The organism is Streptomyces sp. NPDC052496 (genome assembly GCF_040679095.1).
Taxonomy (GTDB): domain Bacteria; phylum Actinomycetota; class Actinomycetes; order Streptomycetales; family Streptomycetaceae; genus Streptomyces.
In genome coordinates, this window is the sequence record NZ_JBFAUH010000005.1 from 109006 (window position 1) to 125632 (window position 16627).

Consider the following 16627-nt stretch of genomic DNA (forward strand, 5'->3'; position numbering starts at 1 on the left):
CGGCGTACACCGAGCGCCCCCTGCTCCCGGACGCCCTGCCTGACCACCGCTGATCGTTTTACGCTTACCACTTCGTGAACAAGGGGGGCGTGGCATGACGGCTGGGGGATCGGCGTCGCGGCAGGCGCAGGAAGCACGGCGGCAGGAACGGTTACTGAAAGAGCAGTGGCTGGCGGCCCGGCAGCAGGCACAACGATGGGAAGCCGCCAGTGAGGGCGAACGGAGGGTGGCCGCCCAGCTGCTGGTCCTGACCGGGCGCGGGTGGCGGCTCCTGGTGGACCGCAGATGGCCGGGAACCCGGTCGGCCAACGTGGACATGCTGCTGGTGGGCCCCGGAGGCGTCTTCGTCCTCGACGTCAAGAACTGGCGTTCGGTGTCGGTCACCCCCGCGGGGCAGCTGTGCGGCAGCGGCCGGCCCCGCGACGACCACGCGGCCAAACTCCTCGCCGTGACGAAGGTGGCCGAGTCGGCGGTGGCCTCCCTGGGCATGTCCCCGGTGGCGGTCCAGCCCCTGATGGTCTTCGCCGGTCACCGCGTGAACGCCGAGCTGGGCAGGATCCGGCTGCTGGGGGAGCACGAAATCGGACCGGCTCTCCTCTCGGAACGCCATCGGCTGCGCGCCGCGTCCGTACGGGCCATAGCCGACCACCTGGAACGGACCTTCCCCGAGTACGAGGAATCCGCCGCGAGGACGGACCCGGCACCGCGCCCGCCCCGGGCCCCCGCCCCCAGCGATCTCCCCGACGGCCTGTTCGACCTCGACGGGCTGCGCGAGGCCGCCATGGCGGAGGCGCTCCGGGCCCCGATCGAACAATGGATGACCTTCCTGCACCCCGACCAGGTAGCCCTGGTCCGCCGCAACTGGGGCGGTCCCGCCCGTATCAGCGGCCCGGCGGGCACCGGTAAGACGGTCGTCGGTCTGCACCGCGCCGCGCACCTCGCCCAGCGCACCACCGGCCGCATCCTGTACGTCACCTACGCCAACAACCTCCCGCGCGTGCAGGCCACCTTCCTCAAGGCCATGTCTCCCGCCGTGGCCCACCGGGTCGACTTCCGCAGCCTGCACTCCTGGGCCAAGGAGTTCCTGAGTGACTGCGGCGTCCAGGTCCGGCTGCACGAGGCCAAGGCCCAGACCGCGTTCAGCATCGCCTGGACACATGTCGGCCGTGACAGCTGCCTGGCCGAGATCGACCCGGCGCCCGGGTACTGGAAGGAAGAAATCGATCACGTCATCAAGGGCCGGGGCCTGACGTCCTTCGAGGCGTACGCGGCGGTACCGAGGCGGCGCCGCCGCGCGAGCCTGCGGCGCCGGCACCGGGAAGCCGTCTGGGCCCTGTACGAAGCGTACGAGGCGGGACGCGTCGAGCGTGGGGTGCACGACTTCAACGACGTCCTCTCCCTCGCCCACGCGGAAGCACAGCGCGGCGCGGCACAGTCGCGCTACGCGGCGGTGGTCGTCGACGAGGTCCAGGACCTGACCCTGGTCGGCGTACGGCTCCTGCACGCCCTGGTGGGTGACGCCCCCAACGGCCTGCTGCTGGTCGGCGACGGCCAGCAGGCCGTGTACCCCGGTGGCTTCCGCCTCGCCGACGCCGGTATCGACATCCGTGGTGACCGCGGACAGGTGCTGCGCACCAATTACCGCAACAGCAAGCAGATCCTCGACGCGGCACTCGCCGTCGTCGCCGAGGACTCTTTCGAGGACATCGACGGACTGCGCACACCGGGCCGCCGCGACGTGGACCTCACCTACCACGACGGACACGTGATCCGTGTCACCAGACCCACGCCGGCCGCCCACGACCAGGCCCTCCTCGACGCCCTGCACAGCCTGCCGCCCGGAGCCCGCGCCGACACCGCGGTGCTGTGCCCCTCCATGCGGGCCATCGGCCACTACCGACGGCTCCTGGAGCGGGCGGGCATCCCCGTATGCCCGCTGGAGAACTACGACGGCCACCACGTCGACGCCGTCAAACTCGGCAGCTACCGCAGGGCCAAGGGCCTGGAATTCAAACGCGTCCATCTCCCCCGACACGACACAGCCCTGTCCCCCCACTCCTACCATCCCGATCCCCCGGCCCCCGAAACCCAGCGCGAACGCACCGAACTGCTCCGCAGCCAACTCTTCGTAGCCATGACTCGGGCGCGCGACGTGCTGTGGCTGGGCAGCGTCGACGGGAATACGAAGGAGTGCTGACAGCGGGCTTCACCGGCACCGCCGGAAGGCCCGTACGTACGGTGCGCACGCACACGGCCCGACCCACGTCAGCGTCTCGGTCCCGCCCGCCCCCGTGCTCTCCGGCCGCCCCGTGCGCGCAGTCCGAAGGCGGCAGGGCGGGCCCTGAGCGGCCGCTGCCGAGGAGGCGCCGTCCGCGCGAGCCGCTCCAGCAAGCAGTGGGACTGTTCGGTCAGCCCGTGCGCCAGAGCCAGAAGCGTGCGCCGTGTCCGCAGCCGGCGCACCCCATGCGTCGCGACGGCACCTGCCGACAGCACCAGCAGCCCTGCGTACCCAGGGAGGGAACGGCGGGTGACACCGTGGCTGATCGCCGGCCAGACCATCAGAACGACCGGGACCACGAGCGACAGGACGACCGTCACCTGCCGCCTCCGTGGCGCCGCGCGGAAGGCCCCGAGCCACGTCTCCGCAGTGACCCGCTCGGCGATCCGGTCGCCGAGGACACCCAGCCTCTCCGCCCGTCTCCGCAGCGCCGACCGCTCACGTCCCGCCGGCACCGGGCCCTCGGAAAGCAGCCGCGCGGTCTCCGCGGCCTGCCGCCACCACCGGGCGTGCGTGACGGGACGCGGGCGCTTGCCGGTGGCCTCTCCGTACTGGTGACGTGCGATGACGTAGACGACGTACACGGTGAGCAGCCCGCCCATGACCGTGGACCAGCGGCCCTCGCCGATCATTCCCGTACTGAGACCGCCGGCCAGGCCACCCACGAAGGCCAGCGTCGGCGTCAGAAAGACAGTGAAGAAGCGGTCGTCCGACACCGCGTGCAGACGCCGTTCGAAGCGCGCGATGGGGCGCCGCAGAGCCAGCAGCACCAGTTCGGACAACAGCACCGGGACGACGTACAGCATTTCGATCCCGCAGAGGGCCAACCACGCATACCTCTCCGTCATCCGGACGTCACCCGCACCAGACCCGCCCGCACGGTGCCTGCTGGCTCACCGACGTGTACACGCAGGCCACGAAGGCGCCGGGCGGTGACAGCCACCGGCATGTCCATGTGCCGGGCGGCCCGGACGAGCTGAGCGAACGGCATCAGCGGATCCACCGGCTGCGGCTTCGGCTGGCCGTCGGCACTGAGCAGACGGAGCGCGTCGCGTTGCGCCAAACTCGGCGGAAAACCGACGCGGGGCACCCACAGACCGCAGGAACGCAGCCTGGTGGCCGGCTCTTCAGGGCGTCGGACAGCTGCTCGCCTCCGGCACCGCCGCCCTCCTGGCGGGCACGCTGAGCGGCGGCCAGACCGTGTTCCTCGCAGAGCCGGGCACCGGTCAGCAAGCCGCGTACCGGCGGTCGTCCAGCCGGAACCGCACCGAGAACCCCGGACCGGCCCACGCGTCCCCCGCGCCCCGCTGCCCGGCGGCGTCCCGAACGGCGCCCGGCCGCCCCGCCTGCCGGGCCGCGTGCTGCCGATGGGCCCCGACACCACGCGGCACCACATGCGCCCAGACGCCCGACCCCAGCACGGCCCTGACCCATACCCCCTCGGCGGCATGGACCCGGCGGAAGTCTGCACGGTCGCCGAAACCCCTTGGATGACCGGCCCGCCACAACTCCCCCCACCGATGGCATGCGTGAGCCTGCGCTCAACCATCCGCTGCCCTCCCCGGTCGCTGCGCTGAGCAGCTTAGGAGACCGGTGCGCGGAACGGGCGGGGACTGATGACAAGAGCCCGACGGCGGGAACTGCTGACAAAAACTCCCCACGAACCGACCAGGCCCCGCGCCGATGTGTCGTACATCACCAGCCCCACGCAGCGCAAAAGAAATCCGCCGCGAAGGCCTCCCCAGCATTTCCCCCGAAAAGACTCCAGAAACGCGTCAGGGCCACCGACTCTTGCGAGTCGGTGGCCCTTGACCTGCTACTTCTCAGTCGGGGTGGCGGGATTTGAACCCACGACCTCTTCGTCCCGAACGAAGCGCGCTGCCAAGCTGCGCCACACCCCGAAGCAACGAGCTCTACTTTAGCGGACCGATCCCCATAGGTGAAATCCGGTTCTCCGGGCGTCGCGGCTGGGGCCTGACCTGGTCGATCGCGACGAGGATCAGGGCCAGGGCGTAGAAGGCCGAACCGAAGATGAGGGTGTTCAGGGCGATGCCGGCGTAGCCGTGGAGGTCGACGTCGAGGAAGCCGTACGGGTAGCGGCCCTCGGTGCCGGGGTCGAGGAGGGCGCCGCGGATGAGGGCGAAGGGGAGGTAGAGGAAGGGGTAGACCAGCCACTGGGCGGCGTGGCGCCAGCGGAAGCCGCGGGGGGCGGTGAGCAGGAGCCAGTCCAGGGCGGCGCCGATGGGGGAGACCGTGTGCAGGAGGTGGGTGGAGACGGTGCGGACGGCGCCGTGCTCCTCGCCGGTCATGGAGAAGCCGCTGGAGTCGTTGGTGAGGATGAAGTGGTAGACGAGGCCGGTGATGGCTATGTAGAGGAGGACGGCGCCGCTGATCCGTGGGGAGATCGGGGGGCGGGCGGCCCAGGCGCGGTAGGCGGCCCAGGCGAAGAAGACGGTGACGGCGATGTTCGTCTGGACCGTGAAGTAGCTGAAGAGGCGGCCCAGGTCCGGGGTGATCGCGATGTCCAGGACGAGGCCGGTCAGTGCGGCCAGGGCGATCAGCAGGCGGAAGACGGCGGCCACCGGGCGGCGGACCGGGGGGACGACCGCGGAGGCCGGGGTCTGGGCCGAGGCGGCGGCCGCTCCCCGGGCGTACCGGGTGGAGGCGTGCGAGGTGGCCTGGGGCGGACGGGAGCTGGGGACGCGTGCGCTGGTGGGGTCGATCATCCCCCCACGCTAGACGGGAGTGGGGGGCGATGCGGAGAGTGTGTGCGAATTCGGGGGAGAGGGAGGGGAGGGAGGGAAGGAGGGGGAAGGGGCCTCGGGGCCCGGAGTTCCGAGCCCTTCCCGTTCTCAGTCCCGTGGTGTCAGCGTCAGCAGGGTCGCTTCCGGGGGGCAGGCGAAGCGGACGGGGGTGTAGCGGTTGGTGCCGCAGCCTGCGGAGACGTGGAGGAAGGAGGTGTGGCCGTCCGCGGTGTGGGTGGACAGCCCCTTGACCCGGTCCGTGTCGATGTCGCAGTTGGTGACCAGGGCCCCGTAGAACGGGACGCAGAGCTGGCCGCCGTGGGTGTGCCCGGCCAGGACCAGCGGGTAGCCGTCGGCGGTGAAGGCGTCCAGGCAGCGCAGGTAGGGGGCGTGGACGACGGCCAGGGAGAGATCGGCGTCGGGCTCCGGGCCGCCGGCGACGTGGGCGTAGCGGTCCCGCTTGATGTGCGGGTCGTCCAGGCCGGTCAGCGCGATCTCGAAGCCGCCGGCCGAGCCGTCGAGCTTGAGGCGGCCGCGGGTGTTGGTGAGGTTGACCCAGCCGGCCGTGTCGAAGGCGTCGCGCAGGTCTTCCCAGGGGTTGTGGATGACGCCGACGGCGGGCGGGTTGCCGTTCAGGCCGTGTCGCTTCTGGACCTTTTCGATCAGGTAGCGGCCGGGGTTGCGCAGCTTCGGACCGTAGTAATCGTTCGAGCCGAAGACGTACGCGCCCGGGAACTCCATGAGCGGACCGAGCGCGTCCAGCGTCTCCGGGACGCCGTCGGGGTCGGAGAGGTTGTCGCCCGTGTTGACGACGAAGTCGGGACGCAGCCCGGCCAGCGACTGGAGCCACCGCTGTTTCTTGCGCTGCCCGCTGACCATGTGGATGTCGGAGACCTGCAGGACGCGCAACGGCCGCATCCCGGGCGGCAGTACGGGCACGGTGACCCGGCGCAGTCTGAAGGAACGGACTTCGATTCCGGCGGCATAGGCCAGGCCCGCCGCACCGACCGCGGCGATGGACAGGGGGACTCCGTAACGGGCGCGCATGGTTCCCATCGTGGCAGAGGGAGCGGGGGAGGTGCGCAGAGGGAGCGGCGGGGTGGCCGGCAGGGGCGTCGGGGGCGGCGGGAGGCGGGCGCCGGTACGTCGTGCCCGCTCAGCCGTACGTAATGGTGGAGCGCCCGGCGCCGCGTACGGGCATACTCGACGTCATGACCACGCTCAAGTCGAAGCTGCAGGACGACCTCACCACGGCCATCAGGGCCCGTGACGAGCTGCGCTCTTCCACCCTCCGTCTCACGCTGACCGCCGTCCAGAAGGAGGAGGTCGCGGGCACCGAGGCGCGCGAGCTCTCGGACGCCGAGGTCGAGAAGATTATCGCGCGGGAGGCGAAGAAGCGCCGCGAGGCCGCCGAGGCGTTCGACAAGGGCGGCCGCGCCGAGCAGGCGGAGCGGGAGCGCGCGGAGGGCGAGGTGCTCGCCGGGTACCTGCCCCAGCCGCTGACGGACGAGGAGCTGGAGAGCCTGGTCGCCGAGGCCGTCGCGGAGGCGAAGGCGGGCGGCGCCGAGGGGCCGAGGGCGATGGGCGCCGTCATGAAGATCGTGAACCCGAAGATCGCGGGCCGGGCCGAGGGCGGCCGGGTGGCCGCGACGGTCAAGAAGCTGCTCGCGGGCTGAGCGTCCGCTCGCCGGCTGAGCGGGCGGGGAGCTGTCCGGGCGGCTGCCCGGCTGCCCGGCTGCCCGGCTGCCCGGTTGTCCGGGTGGACAGCTGGGCAGCGGCCCACCGCCGCAGCCGCCCAGACACCATGAAGGGGCGCCCCCGGCCGGGAGCGCCCCTTCATGGTGTCTGCCGCGTCAGTCCGTGCCCCCGAAGAGGCCCGGGAAGCCGGGGATGTCCCAGCCGCCGCCCGGCTTGTTGTCGCCGTGGCCTCCGCCGTGGCCGCCGCCGGGCCGGTTGTGACCGCCGCCGGGCCGGTCATGGCGGCCGCCGCCCTTTCCGTCGTCCTTGCCGGAGTCGCCGAGCGGGACGGTGGGCAGGGACGGCGCGGGCCTGCCGGACAGTGCGCCCGACATCGCCTCGCGCCAGATCGGGCCCGGGGTGTCCGCGCCGTAGACGTTGTCGTGGAAGGTGCCGCCGATGGTGATGTCGAACATCCGGCGCTTGTGAGCCGGGTCACCCACCCACACCGCGCCGGCCATGTTCGGGGTGTAGCCGGTGAACCAGGCCGCGTACCGGCTGTCGGTGGTGCCGGTCTTGCCCGCGCTGTCCCGGCCCTGGAGGCCGGCCTGCCTGCCGGTGCCGTCCTCGACCACGCCCTTGAGCAGCGCGTTGATGGTCTTGGCGGTCTGCTGGGACATCGCGCGGTGGCAGCTGGTCTTCGGTACGGTCAGCGCCTTGCCGTTCGCGTCGGTGATCGACTCGATGGCCACCGGCGAGCACTGGACGCCCTCGTTGGCGAAGGTCGCGTACGCGTTGGCCATGGTCAGCGGGGACACCTCGGGCGAGCCCAGCGCGATGGCGGGGCTCTGTTCCACCGGCTTGCCGTTGGCCCGCTTGATGCCCATCTTGTCGGCCATCTTGGTCACCGGGCAGATCCCGATGTCGCTGATCAGCTGTACGAAGTAGGTGTTGACCGACTTCGCGGTCGCTTCCCTCATGTCGTACGGGCCGACCTCGGAGGTGTTCTCGTTGGAGACCGGGTCGTGGCCCGTCCACTGCCCCGTGCAGGTGGAGACCGGGCTCGGGTACTGCATCTTGTACGGCGACGAGTACGACTGGCCCGGGCTCTTGCCCGCCTCCAGGGCCGCCGCCGCGATCACCGGCTTGAACGTCGAGCCGGGCTGGTAGCCCGCGCCGCCGCCCATCTTCTGGTCGACGGACAGATTCATCTGGGTCTGGTTCTGACCGAAGCCGTACGGGCGTGACTGGCCCATGCCCAGGATCTTTCCGGTGCCGGGCTGGACGATCGTCGCCGCGGTGGCGACCGGGTCATTGGCGTAGACCCGGCCGGTGACGGCCGACTGGATCGACTTCTGGGTCTGCGGGTCGAGCGTCGTCCGGATCGTCAGGCCGCCCTGGTTCCAGCGCTTGCTGCGTTCCTTGCGGGTCTTGCCGAAGGCCTGGTCGTTGAGCAGCACCTCGCGTACGTAGTCGCAGAAGAACCCGGCGCCCGAACCGGCCGTGATGCAGCCGTTCTTGGGGCGGCTGACGTCCAGCTTGATCGGTTTCTTGGCGGCGGCGTCGGCCTCGGCCTGCGTGACGGCCTTCGTGTCGGCCATCCGCTGCAGCACGGTGTTGCGGCGGCGCTGCGCCTCCTTCGGGTCGTTGACCGGGTCGTACCGGCTCGGCGACTGCACGATGCCCGCCAGCAGCGCGGACTCGTCCAGGGTCAGGTCCTTGGCGTGCTTGCTGAAATACCGCTGGGAGGCGGCCTCGACGCCGTACGCCTGCTGCCCGAAGAAGGTGATGTTCAGGTAGTTCTGCAGGATCTTCTGCTTGCCCAGCTCCTCCTCGACCTGGATCGCGTACTTCAGCTCCTTGACCTTGCGGCCGATGGTCTGCTGGGTGGCCTGGGCGACCTTGTCCGGGTCGTCACCGGCCTCCTCGACGAAGACGTTCTTCACGTACTGCTGCGTCAGCGTGGAGGCGCCTTCGGAGACGCCGCCGGACCGCGCGTTCTTGTTGAGCGCGCGCAGGATGCCCTTCAGGTCGATCGCGCCGTGCTGGTAGAAACGCGCGTCCTCGATGGCGACGATCGCCTTCTGGACGTAGGGCGACATGTCCTTCAGGTCGACCACGGTGCGGTCGCGCGAGTAGACCTTGGCGATCTCGCCGCCTTCCGCGTCGAGAATGGTGGTCCGCTGGCTCAGCGGTGGAGTCTTGAGGTTGGCCGGGATCTCGTCGAAGCCCTCGACCGATCCCTTGGCCGCGAGGCCCAGCGCGCCGGCGGCGGGGAGGGCCAGGCCCGCCAGCACCGCTCCGGCCAGCACGCTGACGCCCAGGAATTTAGCGGCCTGCTGGGTCTTGGTCAGACCCCCGCCGTCGCGCTTCTTACCCATGAGGGCAGCCTAAGCCCTCGTGTGCGGCGTCCCGAGGGAGCGGGGCTGGGTCGGGACGCCCGCGTATCGGGGCGTGGGGTTTCGGCTGGCCTGAAGGGGGCGGGGATGGCTTGAAGTGGTGTGGGGTGGGTGCGGGGCGAGCGTGGCCGAAGTGGCCTTTCGGCCGTGCTGTGACGGCAGTGGCGCCGACGGCGGCGATGCCGGTGGTGACCGGCCGGTACGACTTCCCGATGTAGCTACGTTCTCAATCGCCGGACAGGGGTGCATCTGTTCGTTTAACCTGATCCCGTCCGGCCCGGCGGAGGGATCACGCCGGTTCGTCAACCCCGCATTCGCGTGCGCAGGCCGCCCCGTACGTCCGCTTCTGTCGCCGAAAACCCGTTGTGGCAGTGGCGAACTGCCCCACGCTGCCGGGAACGTGGCGTATGCCACCGGCTCACTCCGTTGGGTGATCTGCCGCGTACGCATAGTCCGTTCGGGCCATTCAAGATTGGGCCCGAAGGGGGTGTTGCGCCCTGCTCGCCTTCCGTAACGTCCTCAACTGGCAACGGTGAATATGCCGCTTGCCGCCGTGGGGGAGCCTCGATTCGGGAGAGGACGGCGCCAGCATGAGCTGGGTAACCGACTGGAGTACACAGGCAGCCTGCCGCACCACCGATCCGGACGAGCTGTTCGTTCAGGGCGCGGCCCAGAACCGGGCCAAGGCGGTCTGCACCGGATGCCCGGTGCGGACGGAGTGCCTGGCCGACGCCCTGGACAACCGCGTGGAGTTCGGAGTCTGGGGCGGCATGACCGAGCGCGAGCGGAGGGCGCTGCTGCGCCGCCGCCCGACCGTCACCTCGTGGCGCCGGCTGCTGGAGACGGCGCGTACGGAATACGAGCGCAGCACCGGCATCCTGCCCGTGGACTGCGAGGACGACGAGACGTACGAGACCACCTACGACAACACGTACGGCAACCGCTACGACGGTACGTACGACGATTACGCCGCGGTCGGTTAGGCAGCGGCAGCCGTGGGCCGTGCGGTCCACGGGCGTATTCGGCGTGGGCCGGAGCGATCGGTGAGCGGTCCGGCCGGCTCCTCGGGCCGGTACCGGGAGGAGGGCTCTGAGACTGGGGCGCTCTGACACTCCGGCGTTCTGGAGCTTTGGCGTTCTGGGCTTTGGCGTTCTGAATTCTGGCGCTCTGCACTCTGGCGTTCTGAAGCTCCGGCGCTCTGCCCTCTGGTGCTCCGGGCTCTGATGTTGACGCTCTGAGGTCGGAGTCTTGGGGCGTTGTTCTCCGGGTCGCTGCTCGGCCTCTTCCCTTACGGCCTCGGCCTCTCCCCTACGGCCTTTCGGGCCCCTGACGGGACCTTGAGCCCATGGTGCGGTCAGGCGTCGGCGCGTACGGTGTTCCGCCCGTCCTGCCCGTCCCGCCCGCTCCCCACCCTGGTCGGCGCGCTTCCGGTCAGCTCCCGGCGGCCCGCTCGTCGTCCGCCGCCCGCCCCTGGCCGGCCAGGCGGTCGCCGATGGCGCGCAGCCCCGCCAGGTCGTGCACGTCTCCGGGCAGCGCGGCGATCTCCGCGACCGGGACCTCGGGGTGCAGCGCGGTGAAGCGGTCGCGCGTACGCCGTTCGCGGGCGAGTACGTGCATCCGCTCGGCGTGCAACCGCAGCAGCCCGGCGGCAAGCCGTGCCGCCGACGGGGCATCGTCTGTTGTCCGTGGGTCCGCCGCGGCGGGGGAGTGGCCGTCGGCGGTACGAGAATCAGCCTTCCCGCCCGCTAGATCCACAATGCCGCCGTCAGCAAGATTTTCGGACCGGTCGCCGGACGGCTCCGAGGCGCCGTCGTCCTCGGAGGCGGCCCGGTCGCGGTCGGTGAGCGCCTCCGCGGCGGCCAGCGCCCGTTCCGCGCTGAGCTGGGCGGCGCCGCTGCCGTGCACCCGGTTCAGGACGAGCCCGGCCAGCGGCATCTGCTCGGCCGCCAGCCGCTCGACGAAGTACGCGGCCTCACGCAGCGCGTCCCGCTCCGGGGCCGCCACGACGAGGAACGCGGTACCGGGCGCCTGGAGGAGCCGGTACGTGGCGTCCGCGCGCGTACGGAAGCCGCCGAACATGGTGTCCATCGCGGCGGCGAACGTCTGCACGTCCCGCAGCAGTTGCCCGCCCATGATCTTGCTGAGGGTGCCGGTCATCATCGACATGCCGACATTGAGGAACTTCATGCCGGCCCGCCCGCCGGCCTTCGCGGGCGCCATCAGCACCCGGATGAACTTGCCGTCCAGGAAGGACCCCAGCCGCTTGGGCGCGTCCAGGAAGTCGAGCGCGGAGCGGCTGGGCGGGGTGTCGACGATGATCAGGTCCCAGGCGTCCCGGGTCCGCAGCTGGCCCAGCTTCTCCATGGCCATGTACTCCTGCGTGCCCGCGAAACCGGCCGACAGGGACTGGTAGAAGGGGTTCTCCAGGATGGCGCGGGCCCGCTCGGCGTCCGCGTGCGCCTCGACGATCTCGTCGAAGGTGCGCTTCATGTCCAGCATCATGGCGTGCAGCTCGCCGCCCGCGCTCTCGTCGACGCCCTTGACCCGGCGGGGCACGTTGTCCAGCTCCGAGATGCCCATCGACTGCGCCAGCCGGCGGGCCGGGTCGATGGTCAGCACGACGGCCTTGCGGCCACGCTCGGCGGCGCGTACGCCGAGGGCCGCGGCGGTCGTGGTCTTGCCGACGCCGCCGGAGCCGCAGCACACGATGATGCGGGTGCGCGGGTCGTCGAGCAGCGGATCCACTTCGAGGAGCGCGGCGGGGGAGTTCAGCGCGCCGCGTCCGGCGTCGGAGCTGTCGACGGGGGCACCGACGGGTGTGCCGGCGGGGATGCCGACGGGTGCGCCGGCGGGGGTGCTGTCGTCCGGGAGGCTTGCGTCCGCGGTCATATGGGCCCCTGTTTCCGCAGGTCTCGCGCGAGCCGGTACAGCCCGGCGAGGTCCACTCCCTCGGGGAGCAGCTCCAACTCGTAGGTGGGCAGGTCGAGTCCGGCCAGCTCGGCGTGTTCGGCCCGCTCCAGGTCGACGCGCTGCGCGTGCTCGCGGGCCTCTTCGAGGAGCGGGTCGATCAGCCCGTCGGCCCACTTCACCCCGGCCGCGCCCCGGCGGCCGCCGCGCAGGCCCGCCTCGGCCAGCGCCTCGGCGATGCCCCGGCGCGCCCCGTTGGCGGCGATGTCGACCTCGCCGGTGTCCAGCACCTCGGGCCGGGTCATGTTGATCACGACGCCGCCCACGGGCAGCCCGGCGGCGCGCAGCTCGGCGATACCGTCGACGGTCTCCTGTACGGGCATCTCCTCCAGCAGCGTCACCAGGTGGACCGCCGTCTCGGGAGACTTCAGGACCCGCATCACGGCCTGCGCCTGGTTGTGGATCGGCCCTATCTTGGCCAGACCCGCGACCTCGTCGTTGACGTTCAGGAAGCGGGTGATGCGGCCGGTGGGCGGGGCGTCCATCACGACGGCGTCGTAGACGAACCGGCCGCGCTTGTCCTTGCGGCGCACCGCCTCGCACGCCTTGCCGGTCAGCAGGACGTCCCGCAGTCCGGGCGCGATGGTGGTGGCGAAGTCGATCGCGCCGAGCTTCTTCAGGGCCCGGCCCGCGCCGCCGAGTTTGTAGAACATCTGGAGGTAGTCCAGCAGCGCCCGCTCGGCGTCGATGGCCAGGGCGTACACACCCCCTCCGTCGGGCCCCGGCGCCACCGCGATCTTGCGCTCCTCGTACGGGAGCGCCTCGGTCTCGAACACCTGGGCAATGCCCTGCCGGCCCTCGACCTCGACCAGGAGGGTTCGGCGTCCCTCGGTGGCCAGGGCGAGGGCGAGGGCAGCGGCGACCGTGGTCTTGCCGGTACCGCCCTTGCCGCTGACGACATGGAGCCTGCTCACGCCAAGGAGCCTAACCAGTCCGGCGGCGGGCTACGCACGGGACCGGCGTCGGGTTGTGCGCCGGGGGCGCGTGGAGCGCACGGCATGCGGGCGGACCGCCCGGTACCGGTGCCCGCCCGCCGCTGCCGCGAGCCGTCCGTACAGGCATTACGCTCGGCCCCATGACCAAGTGGGAATACGTGACCGTGCCGCTGCTCGTGCATGCGACCAAGCAGATTCTGGACACCTGGGGCGAGGACGGCTGGGAGCTGGTCCAGGTCGTGCCGGGACCGAACAACCCCGAGCAGCTGGTGGCCTACCTGAAGCGGGAGAAGCAGGCATGAGCGCGGTGGAGGACAGGCTCGCCGAGCTGGGCCTGAAGCTGCCCCAGGTGGTGCCGCCGCTGGCGTCGTACCAGCCCGCGGTGCGCTCGGGCGCGTACGTCCACACCTCCGGCCAGCTGCCGATGGTGGACGGCGCGCTGCCGGCCACCGGCAAGGTGGGCGCCGAGGTCAGCCCCGAGCAGGCCAAGGAACTGGCCGCCACCTGCGCGCTGAACGCGCTGGCCGCCGTGAAGTCCGTCATCGGTGACCTCGACAAGATCGTGCGGGTCGTGAAGGTCGTCGGCTTCGTCGCCTCGGCCCCCGACTTCACCGGCCAGCCCGGTGTCATCAACGGCGCCAGCGAGCTGCTGGGCGAGGTCCTGGGCGACAAGGGCGTGCACGCCCGCTCCGCGGTGGGCGTGGCCGTGCTGCCGATCGACGCGCCGGTCGAGGTCGAGATGCAGGTCGAGGTCGCGGACTGAGGCAGGGCGGGCGCGTGGGGCCGCGTACGGAGGCGTAGGCCGCTGTACGGCACGGCCCCGTAGTACGTCGCGCTGCGCCGCGTACGGCCGCGTACGGCCGTGTGGAGCGCGTACGACCGTGTACGGATGAGCGGGGCGGGCGCCGGGAAACCGGGCCCGCCCCGCCCCGCTTCCGTACGTCTGGCCTGCTTCCGTCCGTCCGGCCCGCTTCGTACGCCCGTCCCGATCATCCGTACGTCCGCCCCGCTTCCCGCACGTCCGGCCTCGTGCCCGCCTCCCGGGCGGTGCCCTCTCGAACATCCGCGCGCAAACGCATAGCATCCGGCCATGTCGTCGACCCCCAATGGCCAGTGGTATCCGCCGGAATGGCCGGCCCGCATCCGGGCCCTCGCGCACGGCGAGCTGACTCCGGCGGCGCCCCGCCGGGCCGCGACCGTCCTGCTGCTGCGGGACACCGACGCGGGCGGCCCCGCCGTCCACATGCTGCGCAGACGGACCTCCATGGCCTTCGCCGGAGGCGCGTACGCCTACCCGGGCGGCTCCGTCGACCCGCGCGACGAGCGGCCGGTGGCCTGGGCCGGGCCGTCGCGTGCCGCGTGGGCGGGCCGGCTCGGGTTCGGGACGGGCGCGGAGGCGGAGGCCGCGGCGCAGGCCGTGGTCTGCGCGGCCGTCCGGGAGACCTTCGAGGAGGCGGGCGTGCTGCTCGCCGGGACCTCCGCCGGAACGGTGGTCGCCGACACCACCGGTGACGACTGGGAGGCGGACCGCGCGGCGCTGGTCGCCCACGAGCTGTCCTTCGCGGACTTCCTGGACCGCCGCGGTCTGGTGCTGCGCAGTGACCTCCTGGGGGCGTGGGCCCGCTGGATCACCCCGGAGTTCGAGCCCCGCCGCTACGACACCTGGTTCTTCGTGGCCGCGCTGCCCGAGGGCCAGCGCACCAGAAACGTTTCCACGGAGGCCGACCGCACGGTGTGGATCCGCCCCGCCGAGGCCGCCGCCGGTTACGACCGCGGCGAGCTGCTGATGATGCCGCCGACGATCTCGACGCTGCGGGGCCTGGAGGCGTACGGGACGGCCGCCGAGACCCTCGCGGCGGCCGGCGGCCGGGACCTGGCGCCGGTCCTCGCACAGGCCGAGCTGAAGGACGGGGAGATCGTCCTGAGCTGGCCGGGGCACGAGGAGTTCACCAAGCACCTCACCCCCACCGAGGGGCCCGCGCCCCGGAGCGCCGCCCCCGCCCCGCCCTCCACCACGGCCTCGACCACGGGAGACTCGCCCGCATGACGTACGCAGCCGCCCTGCCCGGCCAGCCCCGTGGCGGGGACATCGCCGGACCCGCCACCGATCGCGCCCGGTGCGTGCTCGCCCCGAACCCGTCCCCGATGACCCTGGACGGCACCAACACCTGGATCGTCGCCGAGCCGGACTCCGACGTCGCGGTCGTCATCGACCCGGGGCCGCTGGACGAGACCCACCTCAAGGCCGTCGTGGACGCCGCGGAGCAGGCCGGGAAGCGGATCGGCCTCACGCTGCTGACACACGGTCACCCGGACCACTCCGAGGGCGCGGAGCGCTTCGCCGAGCTGACGGGCGCCCCGGTACGGGCCCTGGACCCGGCACTGCGCCTGGGCGACGAGGGCCTGGCGGCCGGGGACGTGATCACCACCGGCGGGCTGGAGCTGCGGGTCGTACCGACCCCCGGCCACACCGCCGACTCGCTCTCCTTCCACCTCCCGGCCGACGCCGCCGTCCTGACCGGCGACACGATCCTGGGCCGCGGGACCACCGTCGTCGCGCACCCGGACGGCCGCCTGGGCGACTACCTCGACTCGCTGCGGCGGCTGCGGTCCCTGGCCGTCGACGACGGCGTCACGACCGTCCTCCCGGGCCACGGGCCCGTACTGAACGACGCGCAGGGCGCGATCGAGTTCTACCTCGCGCACCGCGCCAACCGGCTGGCCCAGGTCGAGACGGCGGTCGAGGCCGGGTACCGCACGCCCTCGGAGGTCGTCGCGAACGTGTACGCGGACGTGGACCGCACCCTGTGGCCGGCGGCCGAGCTGTCCGTACGGGCGCAGCTGGACTACCTCGGGGAGCACGGGCTGATCTGAGGGGTGGGCGGCCGGCCGCCCGGGGTCATGACACAGACCCTGGGGCTTCCCGCGCCGGGCCCAGCTCGCGCTCGATGCCGCCGCGCAGCAGTTCGCGGGCGCGCTCCAGGGGGACCGAGCCGCTGAGCCAGCGGGTGCTGAGCCCTTCGACGAGCGCGGTCAGCCGTTCGGCGGCGTCGGCCACCGGGGCGTTCGGGTCGGCCGTACCGGCGGCCTGTGCCTCCCGTACGAGGTCGGCCACGTCGTCCGTCCACTGCCGGGTCGCCTCGCGCAGCTGCTCCCGCAGCCCGGCGTCGAAGATGGCGCTGGACTGGAACTCGCCCCAGGCGGTGCTGTTCTCCACCAGCTCCGGGGTGTCCTGGAGCTCGCGCAGCAGCATCTCCTCCAGCTGGGCGCGCGGGCCGGCCGTCCGTACGGTCTCCGGGTCGGGTTCCGTGCAGCGTTCGGCGCGTTCGCCGATGAAGTCCAGGGTGCGGCGGAGCAGTTCCGCGCGGCCGCCGAAGTGGTAGTAGATCAGGCCGGTGGAGACGCCGGCCGCGGCCGCGATCTCCTCGACCCGCAGGCCGCGTACGCCGCTCCGCGCGATGGTGCGGGTCGCGGCTTCCAGGATCTGCTGTCGGCGGTCGGACACAGTTGCCCACGGTACTCGGTGCTTGCTCGGCGGTGATCAGTGACCGGCGGCCGGCGGTCGATGACCGGTCGCCATCCGTTCTCTCCGGTGCTACGTTCGACGTCAGTCCTGACTGAAATTTC

The 16627-nt window shown here is 71.8% G+C and carries 14 protein-coding genes and 1 tRNA gene; 7 read left to right on the plus strand and 8 right to left on the minus strand.

The annotated features are described in order from the left end of the window. Window positions 1-94 precede the first annotated feature (94 nt). On the plus strand, window positions 95-2197 hold the full coding sequence (locus tag AB0L45_RS09265) for a UvrD-helicase domain-containing protein (RefSeq protein WP_365837684.1): 2103 nt from the start codon (window positions 95-97) through the stop codon (window positions 2195-2197). 68 nt (window positions 2198-2265) lie between these two features. On the opposite strand, the gene AB0L45_RS09270 is transcribed toward AB0L45_RS09265, so the two are convergent. The 4 genes from AB0L45_RS09270 to AB0L45_RS09285 form a co-directional block, all read right to left on the minus strand. Further along, window positions 2266-3126, minus strand: coding sequence for a hypothetical protein (locus AB0L45_RS09270; protein WP_365837686.1), 861 nt, complete (start codon window positions 3124-3126; stop codon window positions 2266-2268). Window positions 3127-4105: 979 nt separating this feature from the next. Next, window positions 4106-4179: transfer RNA gene (locus AB0L45_RS09275), tRNA-Pro, on the minus strand. Between the two features lie 12 nt (window positions 4180-4191). Beyond that, a complete protein-coding gene (locus tag AB0L45_RS09280) occupies window positions 4192-5004 on the minus strand; it encodes a Pr6Pr family membrane protein (RefSeq protein ID WP_365837688.1) in 813 nt (270 codons plus the stop codon). Between the two features lie 126 nt (window positions 5005-5130). Further along, window positions 5131-6069, minus strand: coding sequence for a metallophosphoesterase (locus AB0L45_RS09285; RefSeq protein ID WP_365837690.1), 939 nt, complete (start codon window positions 6067-6069; stop codon window positions 5131-5133). Between the two features lie 164 nt (window positions 6070-6233). Here AB0L45_RS09285 and AB0L45_RS09290 point away from each other — a divergent pair, with 164 nt between their 5' ends. Further along, window positions 6234-6698, plus strand: a complete 465-nt coding sequence (locus AB0L45_RS09290) for a GatB/YqeY domain-containing protein (protein ID WP_365837692.1) — start codon at window positions 6234-6236, stop codon at window positions 6696-6698. Window positions 6699-6875: 177 nt separating this feature from the next. Here AB0L45_RS09290 and AB0L45_RS09295 read toward each other — a convergent pair whose 3' ends face one another. Continuing rightward, window positions 6876-9080 carry a transglycosylase domain-containing protein gene (locus tag AB0L45_RS09295; protein WP_365837694.1) on the minus strand — a complete coding sequence of 735 codons (2205 nt, stop codon included), beginning with the start codon at window positions 9078-9080 and terminating at the stop codon, window positions 6876-6878. 608 nt (window positions 9081-9688) lie between these two features. Here AB0L45_RS09295 and AB0L45_RS09300 point away from each other — a divergent pair. Further along, complete coding sequence (locus AB0L45_RS09300) at window positions 9689-10081, plus strand: WhiB family transcriptional regulator (protein WP_365837696.1); 393 nt, start codon at window positions 9689-9691, stop codon at window positions 10079-10081. A gap of 448 nt (window positions 10082-10529) precedes the next feature. On the opposite strand, the gene AB0L45_RS09305 is transcribed toward AB0L45_RS09300, so the two are convergent. Both AB0L45_RS09305 and AB0L45_RS09310 read right to left on the minus strand, forming a co-directional pair. After that, on the minus strand, window positions 10530-11987 hold the full coding sequence (locus AB0L45_RS09305) for an ArsA family ATPase (protein WP_365837698.1): 1458 nt from the start codon (window positions 11985-11987) through the stop codon (window positions 10530-10532). After that, the gene (locus tag AB0L45_RS09310; RefSeq protein WP_030022569.1) at window positions 11984-12979 is read right to left on the minus strand and encodes an ArsA-related P-loop ATPase; all 996 of its coding nucleotides are present in this window, start codon (window positions 12977-12979) and stop codon (window positions 11984-11986) included. Before AB0L45_RS09310 ends, AB0L45_RS09305 begins: the two co-directional genes overlap by 4 nt. 161 nt (window positions 12980-13140) lie before the next feature. Between AB0L45_RS09310 and AB0L45_RS09315 the strand changes: the two genes are divergently transcribed. From AB0L45_RS09315 to AB0L45_RS09330, 4 genes are all read left to right on the plus strand, one after another. Beyond that, window positions 13141-13302, plus strand: a complete 162-nt coding sequence (locus AB0L45_RS09315) for a DUF4177 domain-containing protein (RefSeq protein WP_003981536.1) — start codon at window positions 13141-13143, stop codon at window positions 13300-13302. Beyond that, window positions 13299-13763, plus strand: coding sequence for a RidA family protein (locus AB0L45_RS09320; protein ID WP_365837700.1), 465 nt, complete (start codon window positions 13299-13301; stop codon window positions 13761-13763). Before AB0L45_RS09315 ends, AB0L45_RS09320 begins: the two co-directional genes overlap by 4 nt. Before the next feature lie 327 nt (window positions 13764-14090). Next, on the plus strand, window positions 14091-15047 hold the full coding sequence (locus AB0L45_RS09325; RefSeq protein WP_365837702.1) for an NUDIX hydrolase: 957 nt from the start codon (window positions 14091-14093) through the stop codon (window positions 15045-15047). Then, the gene (locus AB0L45_RS09330) at window positions 15044-15874 is read left to right on the plus strand and encodes an MBL fold metallo-hydrolase (protein ID WP_365837704.1); all 831 of its coding nucleotides are present in this window, start codon (window positions 15044-15046) and stop codon (window positions 15872-15874) included. The genes AB0L45_RS09325 and AB0L45_RS09330 overlap by 4 nt, the downstream gene beginning before the upstream one ends. 25 nt (window positions 15875-15899) lie before the next feature. Here the strand turns inward: AB0L45_RS09330 and AB0L45_RS09335 are convergent, their stop codons facing one another. Beyond that, window positions 15900-16505: a TetR/AcrR family transcriptional regulator gene (locus AB0L45_RS09335; protein ID WP_365837706.1), complete on the minus strand. Its 606-nt coding sequence runs from the start codon at window positions 16503-16505 to the stop codon at window positions 15900-15902. Window positions 16506-16627: the final 122 nt, after the last annotated feature.